General features: G+C 52.8%; 14 protein-coding genes. 6 read left to right on the top strand and 8 right to left on the bottom strand.

Annotated features, from left to right (window positions below; genetic code table 11):
• Positions 1-104: 104 nt before the first annotated feature.
• A complete protein-coding gene (locus PSSD_RS22740; protein ID WP_058973790.1) occupies positions 105-1,097 on the bottom strand; it encodes a glycosyltransferase family 32 protein in 993 nt (330 codons plus the stop codon).
• A 284-nt stretch (positions 1,098-1,381) separates the two neighbouring features.
• Here PSSD_RS22740 and PSSD_RS22735 point away from each other — a divergent pair, with 284 nt between their 5' ends.
• Positions 1,382-1,729: a hypothetical protein gene (locus PSSD_RS22735; RefSeq protein ID WP_058973789.1), complete on the top strand. Its 348-nt coding sequence runs from the start codon at positions 1,382-1,384 to the stop codon at positions 1,727-1,729.
• On the opposite strand, the gene PSSD_RS22730 is transcribed toward PSSD_RS22735, so the two are convergent.
• Complete coding sequence (locus tag PSSD_RS22730; RefSeq protein ID WP_058973788.1) at positions 1,730-2,425, bottom strand: cysteine hydrolase family protein; 696 nt, start codon at positions 2,423-2,425, stop codon at positions 1,730-1,732.
• Between the two features lie 89 nt (positions 2,426-2,514).
• Here PSSD_RS22730 and PSSD_RS22725 point away from each other — a divergent pair, with 89 nt between their 5' ends.
• Positions 2,515-3,516, top strand: coding sequence for a GlxA family transcriptional regulator (locus PSSD_RS22725; protein ID WP_058973787.1), 1,002 nt, complete (start codon positions 2,515-2,517; stop codon positions 3,514-3,516).
• Positions 3,517-3,726: 210 nt separating this feature from the next.
• Here PSSD_RS22725 and PSSD_RS22720 read toward each other — a convergent pair whose 3' ends face one another.
• Positions 3,727-4,218, bottom strand: a complete 492-nt coding sequence (locus tag PSSD_RS22720) for a helix-turn-helix domain-containing protein (RefSeq protein ID WP_058973786.1) — start codon at positions 4,216-4,218, stop codon at positions 3,727-3,729.
• A 320-nt stretch (positions 4,219-4,538) separates the two neighbouring features.
• Between PSSD_RS22720 and PSSD_RS22715 the strand changes: the two genes are divergently transcribed.
• Positions 4,539-5,558, top strand: a complete 1,020-nt coding sequence (locus tag PSSD_RS22715; protein WP_058973785.1) for an alpha/beta fold hydrolase — start codon at positions 4,539-4,541, stop codon at positions 5,556-5,558.
• A gap of 34 nt (positions 5,559-5,592) precedes the next feature.
• Here PSSD_RS22715 and PSSD_RS22710 read toward each other — a convergent pair whose 3' ends face one another.
• The 3 genes from PSSD_RS22710 to proP form a co-directional block, all read right to left on the bottom strand.
• The gene (locus tag PSSD_RS22710) at positions 5,593-6,609 is read right to left on the bottom strand and encodes a GGDEF domain-containing protein (RefSeq protein WP_058973784.1); all 1,017 of its coding nucleotides are present in this window, start codon (positions 6,607-6,609) and stop codon (positions 5,593-5,595) included.
• A gap of 114 nt (positions 6,610-6,723) precedes the next feature.
• Positions 6,724-7,701, bottom strand: coding sequence for a porphobilinogen synthase (gene hemB / locus PSSD_RS22705; RefSeq protein WP_039328399.1), 978 nt, complete (start codon positions 7,699-7,701; stop codon positions 6,724-6,726).
• 149 nt (positions 7,702-7,850) lie between these two features.
• The gene (gene proP / locus PSSD_RS22700) at positions 7,851-9,356 is read right to left on the bottom strand and encodes a glycine betaine/L-proline transporter ProP (RefSeq protein WP_039328400.1); all 1,506 of its coding nucleotides are present in this window, start codon (positions 9,354-9,356) and stop codon (positions 7,851-7,853) included.
• Positions 9,357-9,930: 574 nt separating this feature from the next.
• Here proP and PSSD_RS22695 point away from each other — a divergent pair.
• A complete protein-coding gene (locus PSSD_RS22695; protein ID WP_039328401.1) occupies positions 9,931-10,398 on the top strand; it encodes a hypothetical protein in 468 nt (155 codons plus the stop codon).
• Here the strand turns inward: PSSD_RS22695 and PSSD_RS22690 are convergent.
• Positions 10,390-11,349, bottom strand: coding sequence for a D-2-hydroxyacid dehydrogenase family protein (locus PSSD_RS22690; RefSeq protein ID WP_058973783.1), 960 nt, complete (start codon positions 11,347-11,349; stop codon positions 10,390-10,392). The genes PSSD_RS22695 and PSSD_RS22690 overlap by 9 nt on opposite strands.
• On the bottom strand, positions 11,324-12,928 hold the full coding sequence (locus PSSD_RS22685) for an EAL domain-containing protein (protein WP_058973782.1): 1,605 nt from the start codon (positions 12,926-12,928) through the stop codon (positions 11,324-11,326). Before PSSD_RS22685 ends, PSSD_RS22690 begins: the two co-directional genes overlap by 26 nt.
• Positions 12,929-13,167: 239 nt before the next feature.
• Between PSSD_RS22685 and PSSD_RS22680 the strand changes: the two genes are divergently transcribed.
• Both PSSD_RS22680 and PSSD_RS22675 read left to right on the top strand, forming a co-directional pair.
• Positions 13,168-13,932: a class II aldolase/adducin family protein gene (locus PSSD_RS22680; protein WP_058973781.1), complete on the top strand. Its 765-nt coding sequence runs from the start codon at positions 13,168-13,170 to the stop codon at positions 13,930-13,932.
• A gap of 10 nt (positions 13,933-13,942) precedes the next feature.
• Positions 13,943-14,896 (top strand): ABC transporter substrate-binding protein, encoded by a 954-nt coding sequence (locus tag PSSD_RS22675; RefSeq protein WP_039328406.1) that lies wholly within the window; start codon positions 13,943-13,945, stop codon positions 14,894-14,896.
• The last annotated feature ends 116 nt before the right edge of the window (positions 14,897-15,012 follow it).

The raw sequence follows: 15,012 nt of genomic DNA, 5'->3' as shown, positions 1-15,012 counted from the left end.
TTTATGCCCACCTGGCCAATGGCGGCATCGGATGCAATGACGCATTTATGCGCACCTGGCCAATGGCGACCGTTTCCGTGACAGCACACGCCAACATGAATTGGCTATTGCGCGGCTTTTCCCGCCAATGTCGAGGCGGGTGCCAGTTCGCTAGAGTGATCCTGCAACAGCACACGTCCCAACAGGCTATCTCTGTTCACCACGCCGTATTTCAGGTGCGTGGCGATATATTTGCGGTCAAAGCTGGTGAGTTTATACACCGGCGGCAAAATCTCAGGCAACGCATCCACCATCAGCATGCGACTCAGTTTTACCGGGCGCCAGCCGCTCAGGGTTTGATACAGCAACGCACCGGCTTCCGCCTTACGTAAATAGAAGTTGTACTGATTCTCTTCGCGCAACGCCTGTTGCTGAGCGATATAGACCACCAGATAATCTGGCGTTTTAATCCCCTGCAGAATGGTGTCGTAGTTGGGCAGCGCCAGCAGTTGCTGGAAAAAAGCGGCAGAACCTAACTCGACGATAGGCCGGAAACACTGTAGCCAGCGGCCAATAAAGGCATTGTTTTTCGGTGCCGCCAGGAACCAGGATTCAATCACCGGATAATCGCGATCGCGAATCGACTCCTCGCGATAAAAGGCGACCAGGTCATATTGTTGATCCGCATTGACCGCCAGCAGTTCATCCAGCGTGCGATTGAGAATGATGGTGGCATCCATCCAGACACCGCCATAGCGGTGTAATAGTTCCAGACGGATCACATCACTTTTATGCGAAGCACGCATATCCGGGTGAACAAACTTCAGGTCCGGCAAATACTCGTGCATGTTGAGGTTGTTAATGACCGTCAGCGCATAACTGGGGTTTTCACGCGCTATTTTATCAACAAAGATTTGTACTTCAGCGGGCAGCTTTTCACTTTCCCAGTACATCCAAATTTGACGCGGAATCGGCGCAGGAGAATTGGCACGGGCCTGAAAATGGATATCCTGCTCGGCGATCCTGTTGTAGTCGGGGAGGCGCTTGCGGGTTGTCAGTTTTTTTTCTGCCAGCAAAGCCAACGAGACCAGATGTAATTTGAGTTTATTATCGAACATGGTGATTCCTGTAGCCAGGTCGCCCGCTGTCCCAGTTTTTGCCCAAATCTGGACCTAAACTGGCCCTGAAACAGCTGGCGCAATGAGCCGATAATGGCCCGAAAAGTGGCTCAAAATTAACAAACAGCGCCGAACTGCTCAATAAATAAACCCGAAAAATCCAACTTTAAGAGAATACGCAGAGGGTACAGAAATCCGTGCCTTACAAAGCAAGCGTTTAGCCGCTGTTAACCGGCAAATCTGTTAAGATCGCCGCGATTCTTTTTAAGTCGGTCAATCTCAATATGTTAAAACTCAAATTTTTGCTGCCTGCGGTTATTGTTATCAGTGCCGTGGTCTGGTGGCTGATGCCGCACTACAGTGATGAAGACAAAGGCTATTACATCGCCATGTTTTGTACGCTGACGCACGATGGGCGCGATAACTCGACGCAGGCGATGCAGCAGATTATTGAAGGCAGTAATTCCGATTACGCACTGCAGAAAATTCATTTTCAGCCAGGTCTTGCAGATCATTTGCAAACGGTGTGGCAGGATTTAGCGCCAGAGCAGCAGCAACAAGCGCGGCAGGAGAGCCTCTCCTGCCGACGCGTTATGTCTGAGAAATTACTACCGGGACAAGCGGTTCAGTGATCACTGCACCGGCAGCGCTAATACCGCGTCGGTGGTTTTGATTTCAGCGAAGACGTCGGCAACGCCCGCCAGTGCACTCTGCTGCAGCACTTTATGGTCGACGACGTTGTTATCCCAGGTGGCCAGATCGCGCGTGGCAGTGGCATCTTCGGGAATAATCACCGAGTAACCCAGCGGCACTGCATCTCGTGCGGTGGAAGAAACGCACATATGCGTCATCAGGCCGGTCACAATCAGTTGTTTAATGCCCAGTGCGTCCAACTGCTGTTGCAGGTCGGTGCCGACAAACGAGCTTGGCGTGGCTTTGCTGATCACGCGGTCATTTTTACCTGGCTGCAAATCTTTGTGGAATTCGGCGAAGTGGCTGCCTTTGGCGAACAGTGGGCCATCCGCCGCGCCGAGATGCTGCACAAAGAACACCGGCATGCCGTTTTTATGGGCAAACTCAACGATACGCTTGCTGTTCTTCAGTGCTTGCATGCCATCCGGAATGGGCATCTTACCGCCGGGGAAATACTCGTTTTGAATATCGATAACAATAACGGCGGTTTGCTTAGCGGTGAGTTGCGTGGTGGCGGTGGCTCCGCTCATGGTGCGAATAGTCGGTGCGTTTTCTGCTGTACGCTCTTCTGCGATGGCACAACCTGAAATTGCCATCGCTAATGCCAGGGTGCTTGAAGCAAAGAAGTTTTTCATAGTTTGTAATCCTGGGGTAAGAGGAAATCAGGGTGACTTCCGATGCCCAGCAGTATGGCGATTCCATCCAGAGTGAAGGAGTACATGGCATGACAAATAGCGTTCACTTTGCGCCAAAAGTGGCTCGCGCAGATGCGCCGATAAAAGTGGGTGTTGTGGTGTTTGACGACATCATCCCATTCCACCTTTCCGTACCCTGTGCGGTATTTGAGAAGGCGGAACGGGAAGATGGCAGCGCGTGCTACCAGTTAATGATCTGTGCAACCCATGCAGGGCCGCTCAAGACCAACAGCGGTTTTTCGATTATCGCTGAGCATGATCTGGCTCAGCTAGCTGAGGCCGATGTGGTGGTGGTGCCGAGCTGGAGTGATCCGACTGTCGCTCCACCGCCCGCGTTATTGCAGGTGCTACAGCAGGCTGCGCAGCGTGGTGCGCAGATGGTGGGGTTATGTCTCGGCGCATTTGTACTAGGCGCTGCCGGGCTGCTGCATCAACAGCGTGCCACAACCCACTGGCGCTGGATGGCTGACTTTGAACGGCTTTATCCGGATGTTGAGATTGATCGCGATGTGCTCTACATCGACCAAGGGCAGATTGTGACCTCGGCAGGAACGGCGGCGAGTATCGATTGCTGCCTGCATCTGGTACGTGAGCAATGCGGAGTGGATGTGGCCAACAGCGTGGCGCGTATGCTGGTGGTGCCACCGCATCGGCAGGGGGGGCAGGCGCAATATATCGAGCAGCCGGTATATCACTCGGCGGGCAACGATCGCTTTATGTCAGCGTTGAGCTGGGCAACAGAAAACTTGCAGCAAGCACTGACCCTGGAGCAACTGGCAGAAAAGGCGTTAATGAGCCGCCGCAGTTTCACCCGACGTTTTACCCAGACCACTGGCGGCTGTTTCAGCGAGTGGCTAGTGAATCAACGGCTGGCACTGGCGCAACGATTTTTAGAAAAAACCGATCAACCCGTGGAATTGATTGCGGAAAAAGCCGGTTTCTCTTCACCATTAATGTTACGAAGACATTTTAAAAAGCATCTGAATACCTCGCCGCTGCTTTACCGAAAAACGTTTCGTGGGCGCGTGTGAGCCTCGTGTCGTTACACAGTATTGTTTTATTAAAGTGTTTAAATGAAAAAACAACGAGATTCAATTAAGGGTTGAATATTGTCTTGATGTGAATGATTCCCATTGCAATTAGCGAACGGGTGACGCATCACCCGTCATAATGTCACGCATATTTATTTGATGGAATAAAAATTCGTAGGAACGGATAAGGGTAAATAATCCCTTCGTTTATTAACGCATTACACAATCTATGCGCGCGGGAAATTTCCCGTTTCGGGTTACTGGTACACGAATTTCTTTTACCGTTTCAGTGCTATCAAATTCTTGCTTTCGGCAAATTGCGCAAGGATCGGTGCTGTCCTGAAAACATTGCTGGACCCCAGCGTTGAGCTGGCGCTTGCGGCAGGCGAGCGGGGTACATCCCATCATCTGCTTGAACGAGCGCGTGAACGATTGCTGACTTTCAAAATGGTATTTAACTGCCAGACTGATGATGGGAGCGTTGCTGTATTTCAGCTCGCTAACGCAACTAACCAGTTTCTTTTTACGGATGTAATGCGCCAGCGTTTCATGATGATAACGGGCAAATAACTTCTGCAAATACCATTTTGAATAACCAGACTTCAGGGCGATATCATCAATACTTAGACGCTGATCAAGATTTTCCATAATCCATTTGGTCACCGAGTCAATAACCCCTTCATTGTATTTCTTCTGCATCATTGTGATCCTCCATTAACTCGATACAGTGTAAAATAATTAATCTTTCCAATCATCCGATTAACGTAAAGTTTTATCAGGAATTGACTGTTTTATTATTTGTCATCAAGACTGGTCTTGGTTTTCGTGAAAATAAACAATTTCTTGTTGTATCGATGTTGGTTATTTACGCTAATCACTGCCGTTATTATTAACTCAAATTTTTCATCGCTTTGCCGGGCTTAACAGTGAAAGCCTCAACCGAGGCAGGCACACCTCATCAATACGCGATGCATAATAACGTGCCAAAATGATGGTTTTTTCACTGTCCAGGAGAGGCATGCATGGCTTTTAATTTCTCAGCAAAACAATCACTTGCTGCAATGTTGATGTCCGTATCGTTACTGCAAACCGCCCCGGTGTTTGCCGCCACAGTGTATGGCGAACAGTTGGAAGGCTTTACGTACCCTCATCCACTGCAGCATTTTAATTTTTCCTCTCAGCAGCAGTCGCTCAGCATGGGATACATGGATGTTAAGCCTACGCAGCAGGCCAATGGTCAAACGGTGGTATTACTGCACGGTAAAAATTTCTGTGGCGCGACGTGGGACGACACCATTAATGCACTGAGCCAGAAGGGCTATCGCGTTATCGCACCGGATCAGATTGGCTTTTGCACCTCAACTAAACCCGCTAACTATCAATACAGCTTCCAGCAGTTGGCGCTGAATACGCATCAGCTGTTACAGCAGTTGGGTATTGAGAAAGCCATTATCGTCGGGCACTCAACTGGCGGCATGTTAGCTACGCGCTATGCACTGATGTATCCGCAGCAAACGCAGAAACTGGTGCTGGTGAATCCGATTGGGCTGGAGGACTGGAAAGCGAAAGGCGCGCCGTGGCGCTCGGTGGATCAGTGGTATCAACGTGAGCTTAAGCTGAATGCAGCGGGTATCAAAAAGTACGAGCAGAACACCTATTACAGCGGTCATTGGAAACCGGAGTATGACAAATGGGTGGATATGCTGGCAGGATTAAACAGCGGGCCAGGTCACAAGAAGGTGGCGTGGAACTCGGCGCTGATTTACGACATGATCTTTACCCAGCCGGTCTATTACGAATTTAAAGACCTGAAAGTACCGACCACCTTGATGATCGGCACTGCGGATACCACAGCCATTGGCAGCGACATCGCGCCTCCCGCCATTAAAGCGCAGTTGGGACACTACAACGTGTTGGGCAAGCAAGTTGCACAGATGATTCCTGGCGCGCGTTTAATCGAGTTCCCGGGGTTGGGACATGCCCCACAAATGGAAGAGCCGCAGAAATTTAATCAGACGTTAATTAGCGATTTAGCGCGGTAATTGAAGAAGTGGCAGGCGGCCTGAAGGCGGCACCTTACAGGCCATTCGCAGGGGCGTGCCTTGGCACGCTCAGCATATCATCGCGCCTGCTGTTTTTTCCGTTCTTGGCGGCGTACATGCGCGCATCGCTGCTTTCCAGCAACTGTTCCAGCGATTGCGGATGATCTGGGTCAAATTCAACGATGCCGGACGAGAAGTGCAGCGCATAGCGACGTTCCAGATCGCTGGTTTGCTGCTGCAGGAAGCGATCAAAACGCGCCAGTACGCCTTCCGCATCGTCCTGCTGCAAGCCGTTGAACAGCACCACAAACTCGTCTCCGCCTAAGCGGGCAAAGATATCGGCATGGCGGAAGCTCACCTTCATCGCATCGGCAAAATCCATCAGGGCACGATCGCCTTCACGATGGCCCAGGGTATCGTTGATGGCTTTAAAACGATCGAGATCGAGGAAGGTCAAGCTGGCTGGCAGCTGTTTCACCTGGCACTCATTCAGCGCCAACTGGCCGAGGGTCATAAACCCACGGCGGTTGGTGATCTGCGTCAGCTCATCCGAGGTGGCGGTCTGGAATGCCACCAGCTCCGCTTCGGCCATCGCCGCGAGATCGCGCAGCGTATGCACATCGTCAGCATTAAATTCGCGTGCATGGTGGTCAACGATGCACAGTGTGCCGACCTTCGCACCCGCGGGCGTGCGCAGCGGACAACCCGCGTAGAAACGGACCGGGTTATCGGCGGTATTCACTAAGGGATTATCGTGGAAGCGCTCATCTTCGAGGGCGTTCTCCACCACCATGATATCGTCCTGCAAGATGGCGTGGCCGCAAAACGAGGTATTACGCGGGGCGGTTGCGCCGCTGGACCCGGCAATCGATTTGAACCATTGATGGTCCTCTTCCAGCAGGCTGACAAGCGCCACCGGCACGCCAAACAAACGACGGGCAAGGCGGGTTAATCGGTCAAAACGCTCTTCTGCAGGCGTGTGCAGAATGTTGAGCGCACGTAACTGGGTCAGACGATGTGACTCGTCCGCAGGCAGTGCAGGTGCTTTCATCGCGTGACTCTTTCTTTTGAATTTTTCGGGTACAACATCACTGGTGTTTTACTGCCACGAGGGCATAAAGCGCTTAGCAACAGCTGCGATGTCCGTTGCTAAGCGTAACGATTATCAGAGCACTTTTTGCTCGGCAAGATCAAGGGCGAAATAGCTGAAAATCAGGTCTGCACCGGCCCGTTTAATCGCGCCAAGGCTTTCCAGAACCACATTACGTTCGTCAATGGCACCGGCCTGAGCGGCGAATTTGATCATCGCGTATTCACCGCTTACCTGGTACGCAGCCAGCGGCAGAGTAGTGCGCTCGCGGATATCGCGCAGGATGTCCAGATAGGCACCTGCCGGTTTTACCATCAGTGAATCGGCCCCTTCGGCTTCATCGATCAGTGACTCGCGAATTGCCTCACGGCGGTTCATCGGATTCATCTGATAAGTTTTACGATCGCCTTTCAACGCCGTTCCGGCTGCCTCACGGAACGGGCCGTAGAACGAGGAAGCGAACTTGGTGGAGTAAGACATGATGGCGGTATCAGTGAAACCGGCGGCGTCCAGCGCCTGACGAATGGCTTTGACCTGACCATCCATTGCCGCAGAAGGCGCAATGAAATCGGCACCGGCTTGTGCAGCGACAACGGCCTGTTTGCCGAGGTTGATCAGCGTCTGGTCGTTATCAACGCCGTGATCGCATAGCACGCCGCAATGGCCATGGCTGGTGTATTCGCAGAAGCAGGTGTCAGACATCACGATCATTTCTGGCACGGTGTCTTTGCAGATGCGTGACATACGCGCCACCAGGCCGTTTTCATTCCACGCATCGCTGCCGGTGGCATCGGTGTGATGGGAAATACCAAACGTCATCACTGAACGAATACCTGCTTTGGCAATACGTTCAATTTCATACGCCAGACGTTTTTCTGGAATACGCATCACGCCCGGCATCGCATTGATTGGAACGTAATCATCCACGCCTTCTTCCACGAAGATCGGCAGGGCCAGATCGCTCAGACGGAGGTGGGATTCCTGGAACATTTCACGCATCGACGCGCTTTTACGCAGTCTTCTTGGGCGCTGGGTCAGATTGAATTCAGACATGCTTAAACAACTTATGCTGGTGAAAAAAGTGACGACAGTTTACCCCTTTTAGCCAGCGGGGATGAAGGATTGTGTGCTGCGTGTGGAAGAACGGAGGCTGGATTGAAGGGGCGCGCCTTGGCGCGCCCTCTACAAAAGATGTGAGAAGATTACTCGTTGATGTCCGGGTGCTGCTGCACCAGGTTTTTGCGTTTCGCCTCTAGCTTGGCGATCTCTTCATCAATATCTTCAATTTTCTGCTCGATATTGTCGTGATGCTCCTGCAGGATTTCACGCGCTTCTTCAATATCTGAAGCCGCAGGTGTGGCACCGCGCAGCGGCTTGTTGGCGGTCTCTTTCATGTAGACGCCGGTGATCAAACCAATCACCGCCACCACCATCAGGTAGTAAGCCGGCATGTAAAGATTATTGCTTGTCTCGACCAGCCACGCGGCAAAGGTCGGTGTCAAACCGGCAATCAGTACCGAGATATTAAAGGCGCTGGCCAACGCACTGTAGCGAATATGTGTCGGGAACATCGCGGGTAGAGAAGAAGCCATCACGCCGGTAAAGGCATTCAGGATCACCGCCAGCAGCAACAAGCCGGCAAAAATCAGGCCGAGCACGCCGCTGTTGATCAACATAAAGGCCGGAATCGAGAAGGCAAACAGCGCGATACTACCAATGATGATAAACGGACGGCGACCGAAGCGGTCACTCAGCATGCCCATCACCGGCTGTACAAACAGCATCCCCATCATGATCGCGATGATGATCAGTACACCGTGATCTTCCGAGTAGTGCAGGTTATGCGACAGGTAGCTCGGCATGTAGGTCAGCAGCATGTAGTAGGTCACGTTGGTGGCAATCACCAGACCGATACAAGCCAGCAGACTTTTCCAGTGCTTGGTGGCGATCTCTTTAAACGACACTTTCGGACCGTCGCGCAGACCTTCACGATCGCCTTGCTCCAGCTTATCAACGTGCTGTTGGAACGCTGGGGTCTCTTCCAGCGCATGGCGCAGATAAAGACCAATAATGCCTAATGGCAGCGCAAGGAAGAACGGCAGACGCCAGCCCCACTCAAGGAACTTCGCTTCACCAATCACGGTGGAGATGAGCACCACGACACCCGCACCCAGCACAAAGCCGGCGATCGAGCCGAAGTCGAGCCAGCTGCCCATAAAGCCACGTTTACGGTCTGGTGAGTATTCCGCCACAAAGATCGAAGCACCGGTATATTCACCGCCCACCGAGAAGCCCTGCGCCATCTTCGCCAGCAGCAGCAAAATAGGTGCCCAGATACCAATTGTGGCGTAAGAGGGGATTAAGCCGATACAGAAGGTACTGATCGACATGATCACAATAGTAATGGAGAGGATTTTCTGGCGTCCGTACTTATCGCCGAGCATGCCGAAGAACAGGCCACCGAGCGGACGGATCAGGAAGGGAACGGAGAACGTACCCAGTGCAGCAATCATCTGCACACTTGGCGAAGCATCAGGGAAGAACACCTTACCCAGCGCATACGCCACAAAGCCATAAACACCGAAATCAAACCACTCCATCGCGTTACCCAGAGACGCGGCGGTAATGGCTTTACGTAAACGGGCGTCATCGATAATCGTGACATCATCCAGCCCAATAGGTTTTACACGCTTCCTACGTAGTTTCATGAGGTTACCCTGTATTGAAATTCACAAAGTCCTCAACGCTGCGGACTAGCATTAAGCGATAGTCCGCGGCGTTGAGAAAATTAAAGCATAGCCGCGAAATAGCATTTTTCCCTGGCCAGCCATAGCAATAATTAGGGGGGTAATTATTACATTACGCGACAGAGTATACCGTTTTTGTGTGATATTTGTCATGTTTCAGCCGTTAGTTGACCATTTTTTGGCTAAAGATAGGGGTTTAACAGATGGAAAACGCAGCAAATATAATCATGATGATCGTGCGGAAGGCCGCATGTTGCGCAGGTTTTCTGATGCTCTGCATCGATGAGCGCGTGGCTAAACAAAAATTATATTTTTTCGCGATTGCCAGGCGTAAGCAGGCCGAATTGTTGGTGTTATCAGCTGTGGACCGGTGAGTGAACAATCAAATGTGCTGAGATGCCTTAATGTGGTGATAGCGCCAAAATTGTTGCGCAAATAAATAAGAAAATCTTATCAATAAGCGAGGCGGTAAGCTTTGCTTGCCAGCGTGTCCTCATTCGGTAATACTCTGCCGCCTGGCTCAGGTGGAGTGTTCATGTCGAGAAAAAACGCCCGACTGTTTGAGAATCCCTGGCTGTCGCAAATCGACAGTGTAGAAAGGAATCTTATCAATTACGCGCCTGATGCACGGCGTGTTGCGTCTGTTGCTGTGGCTCCCGTTGGCTGGATTGACTGCGGGGAGCGTGCCGATGCGCAGTTAGCTTTACTGGCGCAACAGCCTGATGAATTGATTAAACGCTTAAAAGACTGGCGGCAGGCAGGGTTGCTCACGCGCCAGGCCGCAGAGAGCTTTCGCCAACTTCAACGTCTGACGCAAACCAGCATTGCGCGTAACCAACCCATCACGCAGCTTGAAGAGTATCAACAGTTGGTTGGGCAATTAACGCCAACCCTCGAACGGATTAACCAACGGCTCAACGCCCAGCGGCAGCCCGCCAATATGCCGGAGGACAGCCTGGAAGTGGCGTTACGTATCGCTGAAAAACGCCGCCGATCAGAGTAGCGAACGCAGCGGTGCGCCGGTGACCCATCCCTGAATATCTTCAACGGCCTGCGTGAAGTAGGTGCGGTAGTTGCTGTCAGCAACATAGCCAAGATGCGGTGTAGCCAGCACGTTGGGCAGCAGACGCAGCGGATGGTCAACAGGCAGCGGCTCCTGTTCAAACACATCCAAACCGGCACCGGCTAACTGGCCGGATTGCAACGCGGCAATCATCGCGCATTGATCGACAATCCCGGCGCGCGAGGTATTGATCAACAATGCTCCCGGCTTCATCTGCGCGAAAGCGTGGCTGTCGATCAGATGATGGGTGCGTTCACTCAACACCAGATGCACTGAAACAGCATCACTTGCGGCTAGCAAAGCATCCAGCGAGGTCATGCGCTCTACACCGCATTCCGCCGCACGTGCCTCAGTGAGGTTCTGGCTCCACGCGTAGACGCGCATGCCAAACGCCTGCGCCACTTTTGCCATTTCGCCACCAATTTTACCTAATCCCAGCAGGCCCAACGTTTTGCCCTGCAAACCGAGTCCTAACGTGTGCTGCCATGGTCCGTTGCTGCGTAGCGCCTGCTGCTCGGCATAGATGTGACGAGCCAGGCCGATCAGCAAACCCCAGCTCAGTTCCATGGGCGCTGCACTGCTGCTGGCCGTGCCGCATACCGCGATGTAGCGTTCGGCGCAGGCGTGCAGATCAATGGAGGCATTGCGCATGCCGGAAGTGACCACCAGTTTGAGATTCGGCAACCGACCAATTAGTTCGGCGGTGAGTGGGGTACGTTCACGCATCACCACCAGGATATCGGCCTGTTCAATGTGACTGACCAGCTCGTCCTGATTGTCATAGTGTTGAGTGAGTGCGGTCGTGCGAACGGTGGGTTCAAGCGTTGCCCAGTCGGCGAGCGACAGCGCAACGTTTTGGTAATCATCAAGAATGATGCAGTTCAGACTCATGGTGTTCCTCAACGAGAAGCGGCTGAGAACCCTGCTCATTGAGCCAGGCACGAAGCCGGTCATTATCCATCGGACGGGCATAATAATAGCCCTGAATAAATACCACACCACGTTGTTGCAGGTAGGCAAATTGTAACGAGGTCTCAACGCCTTCACCTAACACGTCCAGTTCCAGCTTGTGGCACAGGTTGATGATGGCATCCAGCACTGGCGTTTCCACATCCAGCCCTTCAATGGCGTTGATAAATCCGCGATCGATTTTCAGATAATCCAGTGGGAAAGTCAGTAGATAGGAGAGCGAACAGTGACCGGTACCGAAGTCATCGATGGCGACTTTCATACCGTGGGATTGCAGATGGCGCAGCTTGCGAGCCACCAGTTCACCGTCGTCAATCAGGCTGCGTTCGGTGAGTTCTAAGGTTACCACCATCTGCTTATCTTTAATGCGGCGCGCGAAGCGCTGAATATCCTGCACAAAATCGGCGTGCTGCAAATGTTCTGCCGCCACATTCAGCCCAATGTGGAAGCCGGGTTCCACCTCCCAGCTTTGAATATCTTCCGCCATCAGATCCAGCAGATGCTGGGTGAGCGGCACGATCATGCCTTCAGATTCCGCATGGCTGATAAAGATGTCTGGCCGAATCATCTCTCCATTCGGCAACTGCCAGCGCAGCAGGGCCTCTGCGCCGCTGGTGCGTTGCAGCGCCGTGCTGTAAACCGGCTGATAATGCACGGAAAATTGACGACCCCGCATGGCGCGGCGGATCTCATCGCCCCACGAAATGCGGCGGCGCAACCAGTTGGACGTCAGCACCATCAACAAAATCGAGAAAATGGCGGCCATTGGCAGGAAGATAAACAGTGCCTGGCGCCAGGCTTTGAGTAGCTCCGAACCCGGAATGGAGACGTTTACGCTGATGGGATAGCGGTTTGATTCCGCCCGATAGGCTTCACTCTTGAAATAGAGTTGAGGGGCAACCTCACTCGGTCCGCTGGCAATCACCGCCCCGTTGCCAAATTGCAGGCTCATCTGGTAACCGCGTGATTCGCCAATCGCCTGCATAAAGTCCATCAAATACTGGCCATCAATCACCGCCCAAAAACCGGTAGCGTCGGGCAACTGGCGTACAAACACCACGGCCGGACGATTGGGAACGCCGAATGTCCCTTTGATTGACATACTCCACCATGCTTTGCCTGTGACAGGAGGTGGTTGCAGCATCATCTGAGTGAGGGTGCCATTGGTTAAACCGAACGCTGATGAACAGCTGATATTCTCCCCGTTTAGCAATCCAATAGAACGAAAATAGGCGTTGAGTGACCCTGTGCGCTGCAGTTGATCTTCAATTTTTTCACAAGGCTGGTAATGGTACTGGCGCAGCTGGGTAATCATATCCCAGGCGTTATCACTCATCTTTTCGGCTTGCGCTAACAGGGCGTTAGCGGTGGAAATTTGTTGCTGGCTCACCGTATGGCGCGCTTCGATGGCTGTGCAAAGGATGCCCAGTACCAAGGGTAATAACCCGGCACAGACAATGAACAGCCAGCGAAAATCACGCGTTCGTTTTTGCGGAGGCACCAGACTTTCCTCGGTCGGTTTAAGCAACAGGATATTGAATACGCTGCGGCGTCAGCAGCATATCACTTCCCGGGGCCGTGCATGGTAGCGATTTGATTATCCTCTGAACTGATACAGGTCAATTTACCGCGTCGCTTTGCGTTAATTGACAATGTTTTGCCGTTATTGGCATTTCCCTGCGGGAAAAGCGCTGTGCCACGATGTCAGGAAAGCATATTGACCTGAAATGAGGAGTGAAAATGAGCACGGAAACCCTGGATGTCATCACCCTGCGGCAGCGGATCAGCGAAGGCGAATGGCAAGCGCGAGTGAAACTGGCTCAGGCCTATCATCTGGCGGCCAAATTGCGCTGGACTGACCATATCTACACCCATTTTTCCCTGCGCGTGCCGGGTGACCAGCCCCATTTTCTCATCAACGCTTTTGGGCAAACCTTTGATGAGATCTCGGCAGAGACGCTGGTGAAAATCGATATCGACGGCAACATCATCGATGACCCCACTGGGCTGGGAATTAATCGCGCTGGGTTTGTGATTCATAGCGCGATTCATCGTGCACGCCCGGATGCCCATGCCGTGCTGCATACCCACACGGCGGCGGGCATTGGCGTTTCGGCACAGCGCAACGGTTTGCTGATGATTTCGCAGCACAGCACGCGTTTCCACAACCGTCTTGGCTACCACGATTATGAAGGTATCGCGCTGGATCTTGATGAACAGCAGCGCATCGTGGCCGATCTCGGCGATCTTAATGCTTTGATCCTGCGTAACCATGGGCTGCTCACCAGCGGGGGCAGCATTGAAGAGGCGTTTTACAATCTGTACTACCTTGAGCGCGCCTGCCAGGCTCAGTTGGCGGCCCAATCGGGTGGTGCGGAACTGATCATCCTACCGGATGAGGTGTCAGAAAAAGCTGCGCAGGCGTTTGATAACAGCATTCGCAACCACAAGTATCAGCTGCACTGGGATGCTTACATCCGTCAGCTCAACCGCAACGCACTTTGAGAGTCTCTTCATGAAATGGCTGAAACCGACTGTTTCTGCGCTGCTGCTGTGCGCGTCATTTGCCAGCCAGGCGGCGCCTGATTTAACCAACGTCACCTTGGTGCTGGGCGATCAGGCGCGCAATTTACGCTCGCTGATTGAAGCCGCCGATGTGATGAAGGATGCCCCTTATCACTATCGTTGGGCCAACTTCCAGGGTGCGGCACCGCTGTTTGAAGCGCAGCGTGCAGGCGCGGTGGATACTTCCTACGCTGGAGATTTACCGGTGCTGATGGCGGCATCTGGCGGCGTGCCGCTGAAGATTATTGCCACTAACGTGGGAGATGCCGGTTCGAATGGGTTGATCGTCCCAGCGGATTCACCGATCCACAGCGTGAAAGATCTGGCTGGAAAGGAAGTGGTGGTGTCATCGGCGCGTGGCAGTATTTCACAGCATCTGCTGTATGAAGCGCTGGAAGAGGCGCAGATAAAACGCGATGCGGTGCCGGTTCGTTTTGTGTTGCCGACCGACGCTAGCGCCGCATTTAACTCCGGGCAAATCGCCGCCTGGGCCACCTTTGACCCTTATCTGGGCATTGCAGAACAGCACGGCGCGCGTTTACTGCGTGACGGTAAAGGCTTAACCACCGCACTGTCATTTGTCACCGCCACCCAAAGTTCGCTCGACGACCCCGCTAAGCGCGCGGCGATTGCTGATTTCACGCAGCGTTTAGCCAAGGCGCGTGCGTGGGCGCTGGAACATCCACAGCAGTACAATGCGGTGTATGCACAGTTGACGCGGCTCTCACCGGAGGATGCGCAGAAAATAACGCCGCGTATTTCGCACGGTATCCGCCCGGTGACACCGGAAGATGTGGCGAAAGTGCAGAAGGTGTCGGATTTGTTTAGTGAGTTGAAGATTCTGCCCAATAAAGTCGATGTGCAGGCGATTACGGATAACAGCGTGTTTGTTTCTCAGCCTTGAACATGCGCGAGAAATACGCATGTTAGTGCGTAATGCTTGTCAGTAAAGCGGCTGACGGTCGCCATGAATGGCGACCCTGCAAGAATGGGTAGGGTTTATCGTAGGGTGCGCATTTA

Source organism: Type-D symbiont of Plautia stali (assembly GCF_001485335.1).
In the GTDB taxonomy this organism is placed as follows: Bacteria; Pseudomonadota; Gammaproteobacteria; order Enterobacterales; family Enterobacteriaceae; genus Pantoea; species Pantoea vagans_C.
Note: the sequence above shows the minus strand (reverse complement) of the source record. Positions and strands in the feature narration are given on the sequence as shown.

Excerpts from the sequence above, each read along its gene's own strand:
- PSSD_RS22720 (WP_058973786.1), bottom strand. The coding sequence starts at position 4,218 with ATGATGCAGAAGAAATACAATGAAGGGGTTATTGACTCGGTGACCAAA.
- PSSD_RS22710 (WP_058973784.1), bottom strand. The coding sequence starts at position 6,609 with ATGAAAGCACCTGCACTGCCTGCGGACGAGTCACATCGTCTGACCCAG.
- hemB (WP_039328399.1), bottom strand. The coding sequence starts at position 7,701 with ATGTCTGAATTCAATCTGACCCAGCGCCCAAGAAGACTGCGTAAAAGC.
- PSSD_RS22715 (WP_058973785.1), top strand. The coding sequence starts at position 4,539 with ATGGCTTTTAATTTCTCAGCAAAACAATCACTTGCTGCAATGTTGATG.
- PSSD_RS22730 (WP_058973788.1), bottom strand. The coding sequence starts at position 2,425 with ATGAAAAACTTCTTTGCTTCAAGCACCCTGGCATTAGCGATGGCAATT.
- PSSD_RS22690 (WP_058973783.1), bottom strand. The coding sequence starts at position 11,349 with ATGAGTCTGAACTGCATCATTCTTGATGATTACCAAAACGTTGCGCTG.
- PSSD_RS22680 (WP_058973781.1), top strand. The coding sequence starts at position 13,168 with ATGAGCACGGAAACCCTGGATGTCATCACCCTGCGGCAGCGGATCAGC.
- proP (WP_039328400.1), bottom strand. The coding sequence starts at position 9,356 with ATGAAACTACGTAGGAAGCGTGTAAAACCTATTGGGCTGGATGATGTC.
- PSSD_RS22675 (WP_039328406.1), top strand. The coding sequence starts at position 13,943 with ATGAAATGGCTGAAACCGACTGTTTCTGCGCTGCTGCTGTGCGCGTCA.
- PSSD_RS22735 (WP_058973789.1), top strand. The coding sequence starts at position 1,382 with ATGTTAAAACTCAAATTTTTGCTGCCTGCGGTTATTGTTATCAGTGCC.
- PSSD_RS22740 (WP_058973790.1), bottom strand. The coding sequence starts at position 1,097 with ATGTTCGATAATAAACTCAAATTACATCTGGTCTCGTTGGCTTTGCTG.
- PSSD_RS22695 (WP_039328401.1), top strand. The coding sequence starts at position 9,931 with ATGTCGAGAAAAAACGCCCGACTGTTTGAGAATCCCTGGCTGTCGCAA.
- PSSD_RS22725 (WP_058973787.1), top strand. The coding sequence starts at position 2,515 with ATGACAAATAGCGTTCACTTTGCGCCAAAAGTGGCTCGCGCAGATGCG.